Source organism: Synechococcus sp. 'PEA 65AY6A-5F PE A' (genome assembly GCF_047462575.1).
Lineage (GTDB): Bacteria > Cyanobacteriota > Cyanobacteriia > Thermostichales > Thermostichaceae > Thermostichus.
In genome coordinates this window covers 1-19,411 of sequence record NZ_JAOALE010000010.1, presented here as the reverse complement: position 1 = coordinate 19,411, position 19,411 = coordinate 1, and the positions used below count along the sequence as shown (strand labels likewise).

12 protein-coding genes are annotated in these 19,411 nt (G+C 61.6%); 5 read left to right on the top strand and 7 right to left on the bottom strand.

Annotated elements, in window-relative coordinates; all coding sequences use genetic code 11:
- Positions 1-108: 108 nt before the first annotated feature.
- Together GG26_RS04970 and GG26_RS04965 are read left to right on the top strand one after the other, a co-directional pair.
- On the top strand, positions 109-996 hold the full coding sequence (locus tag GG26_RS04970; protein ID WP_414389167.1) for a phytoene synthase: 888 nt from the start codon (positions 109-111) through the stop codon (positions 994-996).
- Positions 997-1,071: 75 nt separating this feature from the next.
- Positions 1,072-1,887 carry an ABC transporter permease gene (locus tag GG26_RS04965; protein WP_414389165.1) on the top strand — a complete coding sequence of 272 codons (816 nt, stop codon included), beginning with the start codon at positions 1,072-1,074 and terminating at the stop codon, positions 1,885-1,887.
- On the opposite strand, the gene GG26_RS04960 is transcribed toward GG26_RS04965, so the two are convergent.
- From GG26_RS04960 to GG26_RS04940, 5 genes are all read right to left on the bottom strand, one after another.
- Positions 1,884-6,941: a DEAD/DEAH box helicase gene (locus tag GG26_RS04960; protein ID WP_414389163.1), complete on the bottom strand. Its 5,058-nt coding sequence runs from the start codon at positions 6,939-6,941 to the stop codon at positions 1,884-1,886. The genes GG26_RS04965 and GG26_RS04960 overlap by 4 nt on opposite strands.
- Positions 6,942-7,209: 268 nt before the next feature.
- Positions 7,210-7,605 carry a PIN domain nuclease gene (locus tag GG26_RS04955; RefSeq protein WP_011433301.1) on the bottom strand — a complete coding sequence of 132 codons (396 nt, stop codon included), beginning with the start codon at positions 7,603-7,605 and terminating at the stop codon, positions 7,210-7,212.
- A gap of 2 nt (positions 7,606-7,607) precedes the next feature.
- On the bottom strand, positions 7,608-7,811 hold the full coding sequence (locus GG26_RS04950) for a type II toxin-antitoxin system VapB family antitoxin (protein ID WP_011433302.1): 204 nt from the start codon (positions 7,809-7,811) through the stop codon (positions 7,608-7,610).
- A gap of 44 nt (positions 7,812-7,855) precedes the next feature.
- Positions 7,856-12,520 (bottom strand): DUF559 domain-containing protein, encoded by a 4,665-nt coding sequence (locus GG26_RS04945; RefSeq protein ID WP_414389161.1) that lies wholly within the window; start codon positions 12,518-12,520, stop codon positions 7,856-7,858.
- A complete protein-coding gene (locus tag GG26_RS04940; protein WP_099812524.1) occupies positions 12,517-15,411 on the bottom strand; it encodes a helicase-related protein in 2,895 nt (964 codons plus the stop codon). Before GG26_RS04940 ends, GG26_RS04945 begins: the two co-directional genes overlap by 4 nt.
- Before the next feature lie 284 nt (positions 15,412-15,695).
- Between GG26_RS04940 and GG26_RS04935 the strand changes: the two genes are divergently transcribed.
- Positions 15,696-16,211, top strand: a complete 516-nt coding sequence (locus GG26_RS04935) for a cyclic nucleotide-binding domain-containing protein (RefSeq protein ID WP_168173629.1) — start codon at positions 15,696-15,698, stop codon at positions 16,209-16,211.
- Between the two features lie 180 nt (positions 16,212-16,391).
- Positions 16,392-17,411, top strand: a complete 1,020-nt coding sequence (gene gap / locus GG26_RS04930; RefSeq protein ID WP_011429234.1) for a type I glyceraldehyde-3-phosphate dehydrogenase — start codon at positions 16,392-16,394, stop codon at positions 17,409-17,411.
- Here the strand turns inward: gap and GG26_RS04925 are convergent.
- Positions 17,396-17,998, bottom strand: a complete 603-nt coding sequence (locus GG26_RS04925) for a 2'-5' RNA ligase family protein (RefSeq protein ID WP_011429235.1) — start codon at positions 17,996-17,998, stop codon at positions 17,396-17,398. The genes gap and GG26_RS04925 overlap by 16 nt on opposite strands.
- Before the next feature lie 169 nt (positions 17,999-18,167).
- Here GG26_RS04925 and GG26_RS04920 point away from each other — a divergent pair, with 169 nt between their 5' ends.
- Positions 18,168-18,590, top strand: coding sequence for a (2Fe-2S) ferredoxin domain-containing protein (locus GG26_RS04920; protein WP_414389158.1), 423 nt, complete (start codon positions 18,168-18,170; stop codon positions 18,588-18,590).
- Here GG26_RS04920 and GG26_RS04915 read toward each other — a convergent pair.
- The gene (locus GG26_RS04915) at positions 18,578-19,210 is read right to left on the bottom strand and encodes a lysophospholipid acyltransferase family protein (RefSeq protein WP_011429237.1); all 633 of its coding nucleotides are present in this window, start codon (positions 19,208-19,210) and stop codon (positions 18,578-18,580) included. The two genes, GG26_RS04920 and GG26_RS04915, sit on opposite strands and share 13 nt — an antisense overlap.
- Between the last annotated feature and the right edge of the window lie 201 nt (positions 19,211-19,411).

Sequence of the window (19,411 nt, the reverse complement as noted above, 5' to 3'; positions counted from 1 at the left end):
AACCTCTTCTAGGCTATCCGCGGCGTCCGCTTTCCCGTAGTGTTGATATGTGCCCTCGCCGTTCCTCTTCCTTCTCTATCCTGGCCCTGTGCTCCTGGAGATAGCCAGATGAGTCCGCTTGAGCAATCTTTTGCCCTCTGTCGCCAGATTACGGCCAAGCACGCTAAGACTTTCTACCTGGGATCCCTGCTCTTGCCCCAGGCCAAACGGCGGGCCATCTGGGCCATCTACGCTTGGCTGCGGCAAACCGATGAGTTGCTGGATGGACTGGAAGCCAGCCAGGCAGAGGTGGAGGTCACCCGCAGCAAGCTGGAGCAGTGGGGATCCCATCTGGAGTCGCTCTTCCAGGGAGGCGAGCCGCAAGTCCCCACGGACCTCGCTTTGATCCACACCATCCGCACCTACCGCCTTTCCATCGAGCCGTTTCGCGAGATGCTGCGGGGGCAGAGCATGGACTTGGATACCCAGCGCTACGCCACCTGGGAGGATCTGCGGGTCTACTGCTACCGCGTGGCTGGGGTGGTGGGGCTGATGTGCTCGGAGATCATGGGGTTTGTGCCGGGCCGGGATGGCCGCGAGGAGGCGGTGGCGCTGGGGATCGCCATGCAACTAACCAACATCTTGCGGGATGTGGGAGAGGACGCCCGCCGCGGGCGGATCTACATCCCCCTGGAAGATCTGCGCCGCTTCAACTACTCCGAGCGGGACCTGTTTAACTATGTTATTGACGAGCGCTGGATGGCTTTGATGGACTATGAGATCCGGCGGGCTAGAGAGCTCTATGCCCAAGCGGAACGGGGGATCCCTACCCTGCAGCCGGACTCCCGCTGGCCGGTAGCCGCTTCCTTGATGCTCTACCGGCAGATTCTCAACGCCATCGAGCGCAACCACTACCAGGTTTTTCGCACCCGCGCTTACGTGTCCACTCTCAGCAAGGCATTGGCGCTGCCGGTGGCCTGGTGGCGGTCGCGGCGCTCCAACTACTACGGTTACTAGTAGGGAGCAGCAAGCAGTTCCCCACGGCCGCGGCAGCAGAAAACAAGAAGACCTCTAATACAGCGAAGAAAACCTATGGTAAGCCGTGCCCTGACCCTACCCTATCAGCGAATCTGGGAAGACAGTTTAACCATCTTCTGGCGCGACTGGCTGGATCTGCGGGGGCGAGTTTGGCAGGTGGTGGCCTCGGGGCTGGTGGCTCCCCTCATCTACATTGTTGCCTTTGGGGTGGGCCTAGGGGGATCCCTGCGGGCCGAGGCTTTGGCCGACGTGGCCGGAACCACCGCAGCCGGTTCTTACTTGCGCTTCATTTTGCCGGGGATGGTGGCTCTTTCGGCCATGACCATCAGCTTTGCCGGCACCACCTTCTCCATTTGCGGATCGCGGCTGTTTACCAAAAGCTTTGAGGAATTGCTGTTGCTGCCGGTACACCCGCTGGCGCTGCATTTGGGCAAGGTGCTGGCGGGCATTGTCCGCGGCTTGCTCACGGCTTTGGGGGTGTTGGCGGTGGGGGTGCTGGGCACCGGTGCTTGGGGCCTGCTCCATCCCCTGTCGCTGCTGGTGCTGCTTTTGGATTGCGCCGTCTTTGCCGGCATTGGGGTAATCGCCGGCTTGAAGGTGCCCAGCCTGGAGAGTGTGGGGGTGCTGACTAACTTTCTGATTACGCCCATGTCCTTTCTGGGGGCCACGTTTTTTGATCCCAGTCAGTTGCCAAGTTACCTGCAGGTCTTGGTCTATTGCCTGCCCCTTTCCTACGCCAGCATCGGCATGCGGGCAGCCGCCTACCAGCCCCTGGCGGAGTTCCCTTGGTACACCGTGGCGGTGCTGGCAGGGTTGGCGGCCATCCTGGCCCTGGTGGGAGCTTACCTGTTTTCCCACCAGCAGGATTAGTTGCCCTTGCCAAACACCTCTGGGTAGCGAGCCAGTTGCTCCCGCAGGTCTTGGTCGTAGCGCAGGGCAATTACTCGGTAGCCGTGCCCCAAAAGCTGAGAGCGCAGTTGGCGATCCTGGGCAGCCTGGGCGGGATCGTCGTGCACTGCGCCGTCGCAGAAGATGCAGATGTTGGGATCGTAGAAGAAGTCGGCCACGCAGCGGGGCTCGGCGAGGGCTTTCTGGGCCTCATCGGGAAGGCGATAGCCCCCTTCGGCCAGCAGCTCCAGGAAGCGGCGCTCCAATTCGGAGCGAGGGTCGAGGAGCTGGCGCAGCCACTCCAGTTGCTCTTGGCGGGAGCGGCCCAGGGGACGCAGCTCGGTGCGGCTATGGGCCAGCTCCCCCAGAAGATCTCGAATCTTGTATCGGTCGAGCTCCAGCGCCTCCCGTTGGTTGGCGTAGCTGAGCAGACACTCGTAGCAGGCTGCGCGGCACTCGGGCCGCAGGTCTTGGATCCCGGCTTCTGAGAGCTGGAAGTGGCAGATCTCTAGCGCCGCCTGGGCCACTTCGGCAAGGGCCTGGGGTTCCTCCACCAGCCGCCGCAGGACGCCGGCTCCCCCTTCTGCCGTCTCGTAGAACAGCAGGGCCCGATGGGATCCCTGGCCGATGGACTCGGCGGCCAGCTCCGTCTCTTCCAGCTCAAAAGTCTCTTCGATCCCTCGCTTGAGGGCATAGCGCAGGGTCGTTTCTAGGGCCTGCAGATTCCCCAGGCTGGGCTGAACCAGCCGCACCAGCAAGAGGTTTTGGGTAGCGCGCACTGCCAGGCGGATGGGCTGCAAGGACATCTGGCTAGACGAGCTAGCCCTATTGCCCCCAAGCTGAGCTCGAGAAGGGACTTCGCCATTGTCAAAGTTGACCAGGAAACCTCGCCCCCCACTGCCCCCCCAGCCGGAGTTGATGCGCAGCAGCGTGGCGGCTGGGGCATAGCGCAACTGCAGCAGGGGAGTTTCGCCCCTTAGCACGTCGGCTTCCTGGACGCGGTAGCCAGAGCTTTCGGGAGCAAACTGGAAGAAGGTCTGCAGCTCGTAGCCTTGCCGCCGCCGCTCCTCTTCGTCAGCTGTGATGCGATCCCGCCGCCGCATGCGCACATTGGGCATTTCCAGAAGCTGGGTAAAGAGGCTGTTTTGCCCATCGAACTGGGTGCCGCAGACGGGGCAGCAATCCAGGTGGGGATCGGCAAAGGCCCCACAGCTAAAACAGAGCTTGTGGCTACTTTTGCGCTCCTCCAGGCCGCCGGGCGGAGCCTGAAACGCCACTGCTTCCCACTGGCAGCCCTCATGGTAGAGGAAGTTGTGGGGGGCAAACTCGCGAATGGCCAAAAACCGGGGCCGGGCGATAAACTCCCCTTCGCTGCCGCGGGGCACCCAGGCGCGCACGGGCAAGGCAGGGAAGTTGTAGCCGGGCAGGAACCCTTCGCTGGCTAGGTAGCGGTAGGGGTAGAAGTCGCTTTCCTCCCGCTGGGTATCGATTTGCAACAGCAGGTTCCGCTGGCGCAGAGCCTCCTGCTGGCGGCGCCTGGCTTCCTGCTGGTCTTCCCGACGGCGAGCCGTCTGCAGTTGCTGGTTAGCGGCTTCCAACTGTTGCGTGGCGGCCCGATAGAGCTCCCGCCAGCGGTCAAAAGCGCGGTCAAAGGCGCGGGGGGCTTCTTCAATAACCTGCTGGATCCAGCGCCGGCTAAACCAGCCGCTGCGCTCTAGCACTTCCCGGTCAGCAGCCAAGAGCGCCTCCACCCGCTCCGCCACCTCTTGGCGGGCTGCCTCCCCTAGCTGAATGGAAGCAACCACCTCTTCCCGCAGGGGCAACTCTGGCCGATCCAAGTTGATGACCGTTTCGATGGAGTTGCCCAAGGGCAGGCGCACCTGGGCCAGCCAGACGGCGTGGATGTGGGCCCGCAGCAGCGACTCATTGGCCAAGTCCAGGCGGGGAGGTCGCACCCGTCCAGCCACCATTTCGGCCCGGCGGCGAAAGTAGTACTGGTCGTGGCTGTTGAAGGCGCCGCAGTAGCTGAGGATGAGCCCCGGCTGCCCCTGGCGACCGGCCCGACCGCTGCGCTGGGCGTAGTTGGCTGGCGTTGGGGGAACGTTGCGCAGGTGCACCAGATCCAGATCGGCAATGTCGACCCCCAGCTCTAGGGTGGGAGAGCAAATGAGGTAGGGAAGGCGGCGCTCCCCGGGCTCATTGCGGAAGCGTCTCTCTCGCCGCTCCCGCTCTCCTGGCCGAACCACTTGGGCAGTGTGCTCCCTAGCCTCCAGGGATCCCAGCCCTGCTGCCCCGGCCTGGTAGAGGCCCTGGAAAAAGAGATTAACGGGGCGGCGGGCAGAGGAGTAGCCGCTCTGCTCGGCCCGGCGGGAATACAGAGGATCTGGCGGCGGCGAGCCATCGCCCAGGCACCAGCGCAGACAGCCAGCGTTGAGCTGGTAGGCTTCCTGGCCATTCTCCGAGTGGCGCCGCAGCAGGTCGTAGCTAACTAGGAGAGAAAGCAGGGATCCCAGAAGCTCGTCGTAAGCTTCTCTGGTCAGCTCGAGATACTTGATGAGAAAGCGCCCAATAGCGCTGCGGTGGCCCAGGCTGAAAGTTGTTATGTCCTTTCCGTCGCAGCTTTGGCGGGCAAACCAGGTGGCCGTCCGCAGCTCGTCGTACTCTTCTAGGCCCCAAAACTCGTTGAGATGTTGCTCGGCCCGCCGGCGCAGCGTTCTCTGGGGTTCTTTCTCGAGCAGACGGACATCGATGGCCAATTTCCGCCGAAACTGATCCAATACGGCCCGCAGCAGGCCCTCTCGCTCGCCAACGGTTGCTTGGCCAAACCAGGGGTGAAGGGAAGCCAGGGCAGGGCTTTGGCAAAGCTCTTTGAGCCCGCGGTATTCGATTTTCAGCAGCCCCACCTGTTCCAGGTTGGGATGGGTGACCCGCCAGCCGCGCCGCAGATCTTCGTAGAGACGGTATTCTGTCAGGTCTGTAAAGGTCTGCCAAACGTCCTGAGCAAGGGAAGACTGGGGATCCAAATCGGGGTTTTGGGTAATGTCGGCAAGGCTCAAGCCTGAGGCCTGCACCACTGCCGGGGCTACCTCTGAGAAGTCCAGCTCTTTTTTCTCCTGCAGGGCAGCATAGAGCGAGGCCCGCAGAAGGGCCACATGCACAAAATCGTTGAAGTGGCCGGCCTGCAGGGAGGCGTCCTGGCGGTTGTCGGTAAAAGTCAGCAGCTTGCTGCAAGCGGCCTGGGTTTGCTCGGCATGGCGCAGCAGGGAGGTGGCAAGGATGGTGGTGGCGCTGGAGCGGCCTTCGCTGGAGAGGGAAGCCAGCTTGACAAACTCCCGCTCGCGGCCACGGTAGTACTCGCCGCAGGCCAGGCACAGGGAAAAGGGGTGGGGCTGCCACCACATCTTCTGCGCCTCCGCCTGGGGGTACTCGGAAAAGGAGCCATCCGGGCGCACCCAGACGGCTTGGGGGACGCGCTTTCCCCAGTTGGACCTGAGTCTGCCCTCAGGGGTGTACCAGTCTTCGGGGATCTGCTCCAGCGACCACTCGTTGTCAATGGGATCCAAGCTGAGGTAGCCGGCCTGCTGGTCTTCGCCTTCCTCAACCTCTTCCCCCAGAGGATAGGGCAGGAAGTGAGTCTTTGACCTGAGGACGTGGTAGTAGTCCTGGCCACAGTGGCGGCAGAACTTGACGGGGAAAAACAGCTTTCCTTCCCCTGCTTGCACTTGTCCTTCCAGGGAAAACTGCCGCTTGTCCCGACTTTCCAGGGTGGCATAGAGGGTGCGGCCCTGGGAGATAAACTGGTGCAACTTCAAGGCCGGGCCGCGGCTAGAGCCCTCCCGCAGGCTGCTGGCGTGGGCCAGAAACTGGCGTAGGGACTCGGTGCAGCTCTCAGGGGTAGTGCTGGTCAGCTCTGCCAGTTGGGCGGCTACCTTGGAAAGCTCCCTGGGCACGCGGCGCCTGAAGCTGCCATCGGGACTTTGCTCCAGGCCCAGCTCATACTCCAGCCAGCGCATCAGGGGATGGCGGCGCAGATCGGCCTGGTTTGTAGGCCAAGGCAAGTCCAGGGCGCTCTTCAGCTCTGCCACCGTGGGTGGGCCGCCCTCGGTGAGGGGGGCCAGGGTTTCCTCAATGACGTGCTCCGGCCCAAAGGGATGGCCAAAGAAGCGGCTGGCGAAGTCGGCCACGGTCTGGCGGCGCTCCTGGGCGTCGGCTTCTGGTCGGGAGATCATGGTGGCGCTGGTGCCAATATGCACCAAGTTCTTGGCCCCACAGCGTCCTTTTAGGCGGCGAACCAGCATGGCCACATCCGCCCCTTGCCGACCCCGGTAGGTGTGCAGCTCGTCAAAGACCAGAAAGCGCAGCCCTCCCATCTCGGGATTCAAAAACCGCTGATCTTCAGGACGAACCAGGAGGAGTTCTGCCATCACATAGTTGGTGAGCAGAATTTGAGGTGGATCCCGCCGTAGCTGGTCTCGTTCGTTTTCCGAAGTTTCCCCGGTGTACTTGGCAAAGCGCAGCGGAAAAGGGCGATGGTAGGCGCGCTCGTAGCGCTCGCGCAGAGTTTGTAAAGACTGGTATTGGGAGTTAACCAGGGCGTTCATGGGATAGACCACCAGGGCCGTCACCTGGCCCAGGGATCCCCCCTGGCGAATCCAGTTGTCAATGATGGGCAAGAAGTAGCAAAGGCTTTTGCCAGAGCCGGTGCCGCTGGTAACGACAAAACTCTTGCCTGCTAGGGCCTTGGCAACAGCTTCCTCCTGGTGGCGGTAGAGGCGGAAGGGTCTGCCATCCTCAAAGCGGAAAATGCGGGCTGTTTCTTGGGCAATGCGCCCCGCCTCGGCCAACTCGTCAACGGTTGGACCAGATACATAACTAGGGCTGAGCTGGAGGAGGGGTTCTGGCCAGAGGTGGATCCCTTCCTCTAGCGCTTGCTCTACAAACGCCTGTGCCCGTGGGTCGGCAATGAGAAAAAAGGAGCGGACAAAATCGCGATAGTCGTCCAGAACAGTGGCGTGGAGATCAAAGATGGTGGACATCGAATCTGCCCTTAAGGCCCGCTTGGTTAGCTCAAGCCTAGCTTGAAGATGCCGCAAGTGGTGTTTGAAACCGCACCCACCAAGATCTACGGCCCGCTGAACGGCAAAAAGATATCTCCGAAGTGGGATCGGCAATGCGCCAGCTTCCCCCACACCTCCAGTACCCGCCGACGGCTGCAGCGTTCTCCGAATGCAGGAACCAGAATCCCTTGCCTTTAGGCAGGGGGTATGTCAAGAGAAAACTGGTCTGCAGAAGGCCACCTCTGCCTCATGGACGAATAACCCGCAATCCTAGATGCGCCTCGTAGCCATCGAAGTCACTGTCGTGGTGGAGGAGCGGAACATTGTTCTCAATGCACCAAGTGGCAATCAAACTGTCTATTGTTTTGCGCACCGTCACGCCTTTGCGACGCAACAAGCGAAAGTTCTGCGCACTTTTCACCGCCAGGGAGGGGTTAACCATTTGCACCTGATGCAATTTCACCAGAGCACAGCGAGCCTGCTCGAAATCGGCATCTTTGCGAAAGCCCTGCAAGACTTCTGCCAAAATCAGGTCGCCCACCAGGATAAGAGTTTGATCCAGGGCCCAATCCAGATAGTCGGTGTGAAGCGATGAAATGCCGTTGAAGTAATCAATCCAGATGGTGCTGTCCACCAGGATCATCCTCAGTCCTGCAGGCACGACAGGCGTTGCTGCTGCAAATTGCCCTCCCATTTCAACTTGCCGCGTAAGTTGCGGATCTCAGCTTGCTCGTGTAGGCGAATCAGGACACGCAGCGCTTCGTGAATCACCTCGCGCTTGGTCTTGAGGCCGGTTACCTGGCGGGCACGCTCGATCAGGTCGTCATCCAGGACGATGTTGGTGCGCATGAGGAGCCACTTGTGTGTATAGAAATGCAGCTTGTATGTGTATTTTAAGCTTTTGTTGAGTGCTGCGCCAGCTTCTCCCACGCCTCCAGCACCAGCCGCCGCGTGCGGTGTTCGCCGAACTGATGCAGTTCCTTCTCCTTCAGCACGCGAAAGGTTTCGCCGGGGAAGGTGCTAGCGGCAACACGGGCAGCATACCCCGCCGGGTCGAGCAGGTCGCGCACCTCTTCCCACGGATCGAGGATGTCGGCAAGTTCGCGTTCGGTCAAATCCGCCGGGTCGAGGATGTAGCGCAGTTGCTTGCGCGTCAGGCCGTAGAGCTGGGCGTAGTACGCATCGAGTTCGGCACGCAGCACCGCGCGGCGGTCTTCGTCCCAGCGAAAGGGCGGAAAGGGGATGCCCTTCTGCGGGTTGGTTTCGATCTCCGGGTAAGCGCTGATCCAGGATGGCAGGCGCCATTCATGCCTGCCGACAGCAATACGGTTTGCATCCCACGCAGCATGGATGGCTGCCCGCAACCCGTCATCAGCTTCGTTCCACACATCGTCGGCGAAGGGCTTGAGATCCCAGGCAGTATAGGTCAGTTCCAGTGCGCGCGGCACAATGAAGGCGAGATCGGCGGGGGTGTAGGCAGTGGGGGGAAAAATAGGGAGTTGGCGGAGGATGAAGAAAGTAAGATGCGTCCCACCAATTTTCTGGCGCAATGCCCAATCAAAAATCAGGACATTTAGATTGGCTAGAAAACACGAGAGATGAATAGCCGAAATCTCACCCGTAAGGACTATGGGCATCGTATGTCCTACCCCCACTCTGGGCAGCAGGCTGAAGATGGCAGTGCGCTCGTTAGTGGCGTTAGTAACATCGCGGAATCCCACCAACCACCCACGCTGCCAGTCGCCCAGGCGCTTCGTTACTTCTTCAGCGGGCACCCAGTACCAGGGCTGGACAACAAAGTGCGGGTCGGCGTGCTGGTGCTCATCAGGCGTGGGCAGTTGGGTGCTGGCGCGGTCGCGCACGCCCTCATAGGTGCCGTAGCGGTGGTCATAGTGCCAGATCATCTTGGCTTCGTAGAGGGGGAGGTAGCCCTCACCCCCGGCCCCTCTCCCAAGGCTTTGGGAGAGGGGAGAAGGATGCTCGTAGGAATGGGCAGTGACATAGGCAGCAATTTCTTGGAGGACTTGTTCTGTGCGGTCGAGTATCTGGTCATTGGTAAAGCGCAGCATGGCAAAGCCATGTTCGCGCAGGATTTCCTCCCGCAAACGGTCGCGTTCCTGCTGAGTGGGTTCACGGTGCACGGCGCCATCTATCTCAATGATCAGGCGGGCATCGTCACAGAAGAAGTCGGCGATGAATTGTCCAATCGGATGTTGACGTCGGAATTTTCGGCCTAGCAGCCGACGGTCACGCAACAATTCCCAGAGCAGGCTTTCGGCGGTCGTCGCCTCGCGACGCAACTGCCGCGCCCTGGCAATCAGTTCCTGGCTGGCCCTGGGTAACTTGTACTCCCCCTCTCCCGCAGCGCGAGAAGAGAGGTCGGGGGCTGCGATCCTTCCCCCCTCTCCCGCAGCGTGGGAGAGGGGGCTAGGGGGTGAGGGCATAAACACATTCCCCACCAACCGATACCCCTTCGCCTCCAGCTCCGTGCGGGTGCCGAAGAGGTGGGAGTCGTTGGACATGTGAAACATCGCTAGGAAGCGCACGCCCCAGGGGTTGCCCTCACCCCCCCGGCCCCCCGGCGAGGGGGGAGAGTTTTCATTCACCAGCACCGGCACGCGCTGGTAGATAGCCTTCGTCAGCTCAGCGTCCTGACGGGTGCGGAAGACGGGCAGGGTGCGGGTGTTGGGATTGATACGGGCAATGTCGTCGGCGGTTAGGGTGAATACACGGCGTGGGTCGCGCAGGTGTTCGGTGCGAGTTGCAAAGAAGGTGAAGGTAGGGGTGCTCTCCGACGTGCTTCTGCTGCGGATGGTAAGCAGGCAGAACTTCATGCGACTATCTACTGCTGGAAAGATTTTTTCGCGGTTTTCAAAATCAAACAGGCTAACTAGCTGCCCCTTTTCCACCAGGTCGGCGAAGAAGAATTGGTTGGTGGCGTCGGTGGCGATGCCGGTGGGGACGATGAGGCCGGCTTGTCCCTTAGAGTTAAGGAGGCTTCGCACGCGCTCGGCAAAGACCGAGTAGGTGTTGATGTCCCCGCGGCCGGTGAGGGGGTATTGTCCGCTGCCGCGCAGGAAGCGACTGGCGCTTTCGGCGGCATGCAGGGCGCGCTGATAGGCTTCCCACAGGGCAGGGTTGGTCTGCGGCAGGGCGGCGATCAGCCGTTTGCGGGCGGCGGCGTTGGCGGCGCGGGCAATCTGCGGGTCGCGGACGGCGAAGAACTCTTCTTCCTGCAATTTGATGCGCTCCCAGGGCGGGTTGCCGAGGATGATGTCGAAGCCGCCCTCACCCCCCTGGCCCCCCTCTCCCAAGGCGTTGGGCGAGGGGGTAAGGTGAAACACCTCCGGGAACTCCAGCGGCCAGTGGAAGAAGTACTGCTCGCAGGCCAGGGCTACGGCGGTGGCCAGAGCGCGGGAGTTGGCTCGATTTTGCAGCCGCTCGCTGACTGCTTTCGTGGTAATGGCCGCCGAGAAGTCTGAAGTCAAGTGCTGGAAAAAAGCCGCCGTCCAGAGGTTGCAGGCTTCTGTCAGTTTCTGGTGTTCTGGGTTTTGACAGTAGCGAGTGTAGAGCTCCTGCTTGCGGCGTACGTTGGCTGGCGAGTCGTCCTGGATGGCTTCGAGCTGCTGGAGCTCCTGGCTGAGCTGGGCCACCACTTGGTCCGCCTCAAGAGAAAGAGAAAGCTGGCCCGTTTCCAAATCCCTGCGCTCGGCGCGATTTCGCCTCTTCAGAGAGCGGGCAGCCTCCCTGGAGTGGGCACTCACCGCCTCGAAAGCAGCGTCGGGAAGGCCCTTGTCCAGAACTTTTAGATCCAACATCCCCACCAGCGAGTCGCCGCATTTGATGCGGTGGTCGAGGAAGGTAAGCGGCTTGCCGGCACAGTGGGCCTCCAGCCACAGGGCCACGCGGCAGAGTTCCACTGCCAAGGGGTTTTTGTCTACGCCATAGATGCAGTGGCTCACCACGTCGCGGATGGCCTCGCGGACACGCTCGGGGGCGGGTTCCTCTTCGCCGGTGCGGATCTTTGCCAGTTCCTTGCCCAACCTGCGGGCGGCAGCAAGCAGGAAGTGACCGGATCCGCAGGCGGGATCACACACACGGATGGACAAAATCGCTTGCTCTTTTTCCTCAGGTGGGCGAGCGGCTTTCAGCCGTTCTTCAATCACTGGCTCCAGCGCCGAGCGGATGAGTTCGGCCACTAGCTCCGGCGGGGTGTAGTAGGAGCCTGTGCTCTTGCGCTCTGAGCCGTAGCTCAACTCAAAGCGAGGCGCCCCTTGCCCAGTTACAATCTGAGGCTGGTAGTCGAGCAAGCTTTCGTAGACGGATCCCAGCTCCTCCACGTCCAGGGCAGCGTAGTTCACCCGGCAAGGGGGAGAGGTGGGGCTTTCTTGGTAGTAGGCCAAGTGCCAGAAGGCCTGCAGCAGATCCCGGTTGCTGAGGCTGCAGCTATCCAGCTCCAGGGGAGCAAAGAGGTCCCCATTGAGAGGGGCAGCCCCCAAAAGCTGGGCCAGCTCCTCTTGGGAGAGCACCCGCCAGAGCACTCGCAGGCTGCACCAGAGATCCTCATGTTCCGTAAAGGCGCTCCGCCGCTCCAAAAGCTGCCGCAGCCGACCCACGCCGTAGTGATCCCGGTAGAGAGGACTGGCGCTGATAAGCCCCCGCTCCTCTGAGACCAGCAGGAACAAGAAGCGATAGACTAGCCGCAGCAACTGGCGGTAGAACTCCAAAGCTGCCGACCCGCCAGAAGCCAGCCAATCCCGCAACTGGGAGTTCTTGGGGTGGGAGAGAAAGCCATTGGCCAGGCCCTTGAGGCAGGCTTCCACCCCATCCCGCAGTCGCTCCCGCACCCGGCCGCCCTGCTCCAGAGCCTGCTGGTAGTACTTTTCCAACAGACAATCCGCCGCTTGCCCTGCAACTTGGGGCAGCCGGCTGCGGTGCAGCAGCCGAAAGAGAAGGGCAAAGTCGTTAAACCGCTGCTCCTCTAGGATTTGCCTTAGGTCAAACTCCACATAGGCCTGCCGACGCACATAGGTGGAGTCGCGCAAAAGGCGCAGGGTCACGCCGTTGGTGACGATGCCCCAGAGGTGCTCGCTGCGGTTGAGATACTCCTGCAGCAGCGAGTGAGGGGCTAGACGCGGCCTGCCAGTAGGAGCCAGCCGTCCCAGCTCCTGGCGCACCCCCACAATGTGCACCGGCGGAGCGTCCTCTGCTTCGCCAGCTCGGTGGGAGATGGCAAAGGTGGCGCCGTCAATCTCGTAGGCCCGCTGGTTGTAGCGCAGCTCGTAGCCCAGAAGGCTGAGAAAGGGAATGACCCAGGCATCGCGGGTAACCGACGTGGCCGGATCCCCTTCTGGCAGACGGGCCAGCCGACGGCGGAAAACTTCCCACTGGGTGCGGGCATCGGCAAAGACGCTGGCCATCTCCTCGGTCAGGCTGCGCTTGTCGTCTAGCCCAAAGTCTCTCGGCTTCTGGCCCGGCAGCTCGCCGGCCAAAAGCTGCTCCAGGATGTCCGGCCCCAAGAGGCCCCCTTCAAGGCGTAGTGCAGGAAATTGGCTCATCTGGACAGCAGAGGTTGTAGGACAAGAATTCCCAGCAGATCCGGGGGAAACTGCGGCTTAACCTCCAGCCCGCGCACGCGCTGGGAGATAGCCTGTCGGATGCGCCTGTGGGCATCAGCCAGCTCGCCAGCCCGCCGGCAAATGGCCTCCCGGATCCCTTGCTGAAGGGGGTGTCCTAGGCCCCAGTTTTCTGCAGTCGGCGGCCAGGGGCTGAGGCTGTCTAGCACATGCTGCACCAACTCCTGCTTTTCCGCGAGCGGCAGGTTGGCATCTGGCGTGGCTTTGGCCAAAAGCTGGAGCGCTGCCCCAGTTTCCAGCCAGCGGGCTGCGCCTCTTTCCAGGCCAACCCCTCCCAGCACCAGCACCTCCTCCGCCAGCAGAGGCTGAGCCAGCGGCTGCTCCACCAGGTAGCGCACGCGCAGCAACAAGAGGGTGGTGAGCTCGGCCACAGCCCGCGTCCGCACAACCCCGCAGCGGGAGACGACGGCCTCTTCAGGATTATCTAGAGCCTTCTCCAGCAAAAAGTGGGCCAGGGCAGCGATGAGGCGGTGGTTGCGGCCAACGTACTCCGCTCCTTCTGGCGTGGGGGAGACAAAGCTAATCCGCCAGTGTCCACCCTTGGGCTGGGGCAGGGCTGAACGAATGGCCTCCGGCAGGGTTGCCGTGCCCTCTCGGCTGAGGTTGACCTGGAAGACTCCAGACTGCCGGTCAGGGATCACGGCCAGGCCCAGGCGCTGGGCGGCAGCGAGAAAAAATTGCTGTACTGCCTGCGGATCCCCCAGCACGGCGTCTGTAGCCTCCAGTTCCCGCTGCACTTCTTCAGGCTTGAGGGATCGCTGGGCAAAACGGGTGCGGTTGCGCCGCTCCTGCTCGGCAGAGCGATCCCACCGGGCGTGAAACCGGCTCACCTCTGCCATCCCCAGATCCAGCTCCAACTGGCGCTCCCCTGAGCCGGATCCCTGGCGCAAAAAAAGCGCCTCCAGCACCGCCTGGGTAACGCTTTCACTCGCTTCGGGAACAGGCACGTGGGTGCCAAGGGTGCGGCGAATTTCCCGCGCCTTGTCCAGCAGCACCTTTAGCACCACGCCGTCCACAGGGTTATCTCGCCCAAAAAAACGAATGACCTTGACCCGGGGGGCCCGTTGGCCGTAGCGATCCACCCGCCCCTCCCGCTGCTCCAGCCGGTTGGGGTTCCAGGGCAGGTCGTAGTGGATGACGGCTGTCAATTTTTCCTGCAGGTTGATCCCTTCCGAGAGGCAGTCGGTGGCCACCAGCACCCGTGGCTGGTCAACGGCCATTTCCGCAATCTTGGCCTCCCGCTCCTCGTCGCCCATGCGGCCGGTTACGCAGGCTACCTGAGTTGCGGATCCCAGGTGTTGTCGAAGGTGGTCGGCAAGATACTCCGCCGTGGCCACATAGCGGCACCAGAGAATGGGGTGAAAGCTCTCTTTGAGGAGCCGCTTCACTAGCTCGATGGCCCGCGCCAGCTTGGTGTCTTGGTCTACGCCACGCAGTTGACCAGCCAGGCGGGCGAGCTCGCGCAGCCGGCGGCGGTCGCTGTCGGGCAGAGTTTGATCTGCTGCTTCGAGGGCTGGCAGCGGTAATTCGTCGTCAGTACGCTCTTCTGCTGACTCGAACACCCAGCGGCTAAAGCTCTCCTCGGCCTCTTCAGCTTCTTCCTCCCGGGAGCCTGCACCGCGATTGGCCAGCGCTGCCAAGGCCGCTGCCGGACTGGACATGACACAGCGCAAAAGAGCCAGCGCCCCCCAGTAGCGTACTCGCCGCCGCCGCTGTTCCATCTGCTGGCCGGTGCGCACCAGCTCCGCGCAGAAGGCATAGGTGCGCTCAAACAGCTCGCGGTAGCGGGGCGAAAGGTCATAGGTCTCATCTTCAGCTTCTCGGCTTGGGAAGCAGGCGGTTTCTTGCCAGGTCTCCTTAATGTCCCGCCGCGTGCGCTGGACAAAGTGACGGGCCAGCTCGAGGCGCTGGCTCTCAGTGAGATCCTGAAAGTCCCACGCCTCAAACTCAGGCCGCAGCAGCCCCAGCAAGGAACGGAAGGCCTCTGGGATGCCGCTGTGGGGAGTAGCCGTCAGCAGAATCAGGTGGCGGTTGGGCGCTTGGGCAATGGCTCTCAAAAGGGCATGCCGCTCCTGCTGAGCTCTGCCGGAACTGGCCGCCGCCGCACCGTGCACTTCGTCGGCAATGACCAGCTCAGGACAAAACTGTAAAAATTGAGGGCGGTTGCGCTCTGTTTTGACAAAATCAATGCTGGCCACCTGCACCGGGAAGTATTCGTAGAGGCTCTGTCCCAGCGGGGTTTGCCGCTCCAGTTGCCCTACCGTCCCCGAGCGGATAACTACCGGCTCGAGGTGAAACTTCTCGGCCAGCTCCCTGGCCCACTGCTCGCACAAATAAGGCGGGCAAAGGACACAAAAGCGCCGGATCTCGCCGCGATCCAGAAGTTCTCTGGCTATCAGCAGCGCTTCGATGGTCTTGCCCACTCCCACGTCGTCGGCAATAAACAGCCGCACCGGATCAAGGCGCAGCGCCATGAGCAACGGCACAAACTGGTAGGTTCGGGGCCGGATGGAGATGCGCCCCAGCGAGCGAAAGGGAGTGGCGCCCTCGCGCAAGATAAGCCGCGCTGCCTGCCAGAGGAGATGGGCGGCTGCAGCATCGGCAACTCGGTCGGCGCAGGGCAGCGGGAAGAAGGCCGGCTCGATGCGCTCAAAGGGCAAGGTGCCGCCTACAAGGTTCATCAGTTGTCGGTGAATGTGAATCGCATCCTCTGGCGTACCAGTAAGGGGCCGCAGCACTACCCCTTCTTCGGAATCAGCGGGGAGCACCACCCACTCGCGGTGGCGGCAGCAAACAATTGAGCCAGGCTGCATCGATCGGGATCCCTAGAGAGCTTTCTCCATTTGAGATTTGTATACAGATTTGTATACATCTTTGCCGCTTTCCGGGAATGACTGCCGAGCTTCTGCGGCTTTTTTGAGAACCCCCTACAGCCTGCCTGGACAGAACTTCTGCCGGCGCCAAAAAATTCTACGTGTTGGAAAATGGCCCAGTTGGGTCTCGCCCAAGCCTTTTGCAGGGATCCCTCCTACCCAAAACGTGGGGTGACGGTAGGATGAAACAGAGCTGGCCCCAAGCACTTCCAGCCGCTTGCCCGATGAGCAGCAGCCGTTATCCGTTTGAGCGCGTTCGCGAGCACTTGCTCTTTCAGTCTTTGGAAGATGCTGAGTGGAAGGCATTGACGGCTGCCCTACTGCCCAGCCGCTTTTCCCCCGGCCAGGTGATCTTCCAAGAAGGGGATCCCAGTAGCGACCTATACGTAGTTCTCAGCGGGATCGTGGAGCTGCGTCGCCAGTACATGCGCCATCCCGGCGATTATTGGCTGGCCACGCTGCATGCCGGGCGCGTGTTTGGGGAACTTTCCTTGCTGACGGGACGGCGACGTTCCTTTACCGCGGTGAGCCTGACCGAAGTGCAAACCCTGCGCCTCTCCCGCGAGGGGCTGCTCCTATTGCCCCTGGAAGTCCAGCTGAAGCTCTACCGCGCCTGGACCCAGATCATCGGCGAGCGCCTCTTTTGGCTCGACAGCATGTTCGCGGATCTGCTGGAACAGCGGGGAGCCGAAAACGTGGCCTCGGCTATGGCCTTGCTGCAGCAGCGCTACCCCGCTTGAGGAAAGCCAACCCCTGCAGGCAGGCCGGGATCCCTAAAGTTAAATATCAGTTGATACTACTCAAAAAAGAGGCCAGAAATCAAGCGGTGGGATCCCAAATTTTATCTTCAGAATAGCCAGGGGTTGCGGTATTATGTGCTAAGCAGCCCCAAAGCACTTCAAGCAGCGAGGTTAAGAGCAGTGGTCAGGGTAGCCATCAACGGATTTGGTCGTATCGGTCGCAACTTTTTGCGGTGTTGGCTGGGTCGCTCCCAGTCCAATCTCGATATTGTTGCCATCAACGACACATCAGACGCCCGCACGGCTGCCCATCTGCTCAAATACGATTCCATTCTCGGGCCGCTGCAAGGGGCGGAAGTGGAGGCCGTCGAGGGTGGCCTGCTGGTTAACGGCAAGCATATCCACGCCGTTTCCGATCGCAACCCCAGCAACCTGCCCTGGAAAGAGTGGAAGGTGGATCTTGTTATTGAAGCTACAGGGGTGTTCGTAGACTATCAAGGGGCCTCTAAGCACCTTGAGGCGGGAGCCAAAAAAGTAGTGATCACCGCTCCGGCCAAGGGGGGCGACATTCCCACGTTTGTATATGGCGTTAACCAACACACCTATGACCCGGTGCGGCACAACATTGTCAGCAACGCCAGTTGCACCACCAACTGCCTTGCCCCCATCCTCAAAGTGTTGCTGGACAAGTTCGGCGTCTTGCGGGCCACGATGACCACCACCCACAGCTACACCGGTGACCAGCGGATTTTGGATGGCGGCCACCGCGATCTGCGACGGGCGCGGGCGGCGGCGTTGAGCATGGTGCCCACCACCACCGGGGCGGCCAAGGCGGTGGCGCTGGTGATCCCCGAACTGAAGGGCAAGCTGAACGGGGTGGCGGTACGGGTGCCCACGCCCAACGTGTCGCTGGTGGACTTGGTGGTGCAAACGGAGCGGCGCGTGATTGCCGAGGAGGTGAACGCGGCTCTCAAGGACGCTTCAGAGACCACGATGAAAGGGATCATTGCCTACTCCGATATCCCCTTAGTCTCCATCGACTACCGCGGCCACGACTGCTCGGCGATTGTGGATGCCGAGATGACCAGCGTGCTGGACGGGGATCTGGTGAAGGTGATGGCCTGGTACGACAACGAGTGGGGCTACTCGCAGCGGGTGCTGGATCTAGCTGAATATATGGCTGCTCACTGGGTTGAGTAGGCTGTTGTTTCCTGCCTCAATCCCTCAGAGGCGGAGAGGGAGAATTCGGCAAAAACCTGCCAGCGCTTGCCGTCATGGAGGAGGAGGGTCAGGGCAGAGGCGAGAAAGGATCCCTGGAAGAGGCGAGCCTTGAACTGCGGCCAGGCGGCGCGGAACTGGGCCGGCTGGAGATCCCGGAAGGCCACAGTCATGTGGGGCACAAAGGGACGGGCTGGAGCCGTTGCTTCTTCTTGCTTGAGAAGGAGGCTCATGTGCCGCTGGGCCTTGGCCTGAAGCTGTTGCAGCTCGGGGGAGGGCTCGACGTGAATATAAATAACCCGTGGCGGGAAGGCGCCGAAGCCACAGAGCTCAACGGCAACTGGCGCCTGCTCCTTAGCAAATGCTTCTAGGGATCCTGTCAGGGCCGCCAGCTGGGCAGTGGGCCACTCGAAAGGAGGCACCAGGGTGATGTGAGGGGGCGAGCGCAGGGCTGCGCGGCTGGCGAATTGCTCGGCAAACTGTTGTTTAATGGCGGTCACTTGCTCCTGCAGATCTGGTGGGGGAAGGAGGGCGAGAAATAGCCGCTGTTGGGGAGCATCGATCAGCATTGCCGGACAGGTGAGGGATCCTTTTATCCAGGCTAGGGCAGCACATCCCCAGGCCTCTACCCCATTTCCTAGGGGTCAGAAGGTTTGTCGGGATGCCCGACGTCTTCTTTAACTGCTCATATAATTATCTAGTGATTATTCGGTGGCAGTAGGAGACACGGATCCTCACATGACCCAGCTTTCCGCTCCCCTTCCCACGCCGGCAAGCCCATCTGCAGAACCTCAGCCGGATCCGATTCCGTCTTACCATTGGCATCTGTTCCTCTGCGCCGACCAGACCAAGCCCAAGTGCTGTGAAAAGGCGGTGGGGCTGGAAGCCTGGGAATACCTGAGGCTGCGGATCCAGCAGTTGAACCTGGAGCTGGCGGGCGTGGGCCCTCTGCGCGTCAACCGCACCAAGGCCAATTGTCTGCGGGCCTGCAACTACGGTGTTCCTGGGCCGGTGTTGTTGGTGTACCCCGTCGGGTTCTGGTACCACTCGGCCACGCCGCCGGTGATAGAGCGGGTGCTGCAAGAGCACATCTTGGGGGGAAAGCCGGTGGCCGAGTATCTGGTTGCTCAAGATACTCTGATTGCCCCTCAGCGCCCCTGATCCAGGAGGGCATGGATGGCCTCCACGCAGGCCGCGGTTGCCTGCTGCAGCTCAGCTTTGTCGCTGGAAGCCGGCGGGGGGATCAGCCTGCCGATGCGCACCGTGATGGGGCAAAACAAGCGCGGCCAGCGGGATCCCTTGGGCAGCACCTTCTCGGTGCCCCAGAGGGCTACGGGGAGCAAGGGTGTCTGGGTGCGCGCTGCCACCAAGGCTGCCCCCAGGTGAGGCTGGGGGATGCGGCCATCGGGGGTGCGGGTGCCGTTGAGAAAGATCCCTACCGCCCAGCCCTGGGCCAGGGCTGCCTCTGTGGCCCGCAAGGCGCTGCGATCCGCACCTCCCCTTTTGACCGGGTAAGCCCCGTAGAGCCGGATCACCTGCTTCAGCACCGGCACCTGGAACAGCTCTTCTTTGGCCATGAAGGCTACCGGGCGGCGCACCGCATTGGCCACCAGCGGCGGATCCAAGTGGCTGGCGTGGTTGCTGACGATGATCAGGGATCCGTGGCGCGGCACGTTTTCCTGGCCATAGGTGCGGCCAAAATACAGTCCCCGAAATAAAGGGTTGACCACCAGCCACTTGAGCAGCCAGTAGGCCAACCAATCGCGGCGGCGATAGCCCATCTGGACGATTTCCCAACTTAAGGGTAGCTCCCTCTTGAGTGTAGGGGAAAGGGGGGGATCCCTAAGGACTTTGGAGACAGGTTTTCCGAAGACCTTCACCTAGGGTGGGATGCGGCGAGGGGAGACGCCGGGAAAACGTTGCGCCAAGTTTTAGCTAATCCGCCGTTCGCGCTAGCGGGACGTAGTCCTGGAAGCCCCGCT

What these genes read in the sequence shown, in the direction of transcription:
- GG26_RS04970 (WP_414389167.1), top strand. Translation starts at nt 109, where the DNA reads ATGAGTCCGCTTGAGCAATCTTTTGCCCTCTGTCGCCAGATTACGGCC.
- GG26_RS04965 (WP_414389165.1), top strand. Translation starts at nt 1,072, where the DNA reads ATGGTAAGCCGTGCCCTGACCCTACCCTATCAGCGAATCTGGGAAGAC.
- GG26_RS04960 (WP_414389163.1), bottom strand. Translation starts at nt 6,941, where the DNA reads ATGTCCACCATCTTTGATCTCCACGCCACTGTTCTGGACGACTATCGC.
- GG26_RS04955 (WP_011433301.1), bottom strand. Translation starts at nt 7,605, where the DNA reads ATGATCCTGGTGGACAGCACCATCTGGATTGATTACTTCAACGGCATT.
- GG26_RS04950 (WP_011433302.1), bottom strand. Translation starts at nt 7,811, where the DNA reads ATGCGCACCAACATCGTCCTGGATGACGACCTGATCGAGCGTGCCCGC.
- GG26_RS04945 (WP_414389161.1), bottom strand. Translation starts at nt 12,520, where the DNA reads ATGAGCCAATTTCCTGCACTACGCCTTGAAGGGGGCCTCTTGGGGCCG.
- GG26_RS04940 (WP_099812524.1), bottom strand. Translation starts at nt 15,411, where the DNA reads ATGCAGCCTGGCTCAATTGTTTGCTGCCGCCACCGCGAGTGGGTGGTG.
- GG26_RS04935 (WP_168173629.1), top strand. Translation starts at nt 15,696, where the DNA reads ATGAGCAGCAGCCGTTATCCGTTTGAGCGCGTTCGCGAGCACTTGCTC.
- GG26_RS04925 (WP_011429235.1), bottom strand. Translation starts at nt 17,998, where the DNA reads ATGCTGATCGATGCTCCCCAACAGCGGCTATTTCTCGCCCTCCTTCCC.
- GG26_RS04920 (WP_414389158.1), top strand. Translation starts at nt 18,168, where the DNA reads ATGACCCAGCTTTCCGCTCCCCTTCCCACGCCGGCAAGCCCATCTGCA.
- GG26_RS04915 (WP_011429237.1), bottom strand. Translation starts at nt 19,210, where the DNA reads ATGGGCTATCGCCGCCGCGATTGGTTGGCCTACTGGCTGCTCAAGTGG.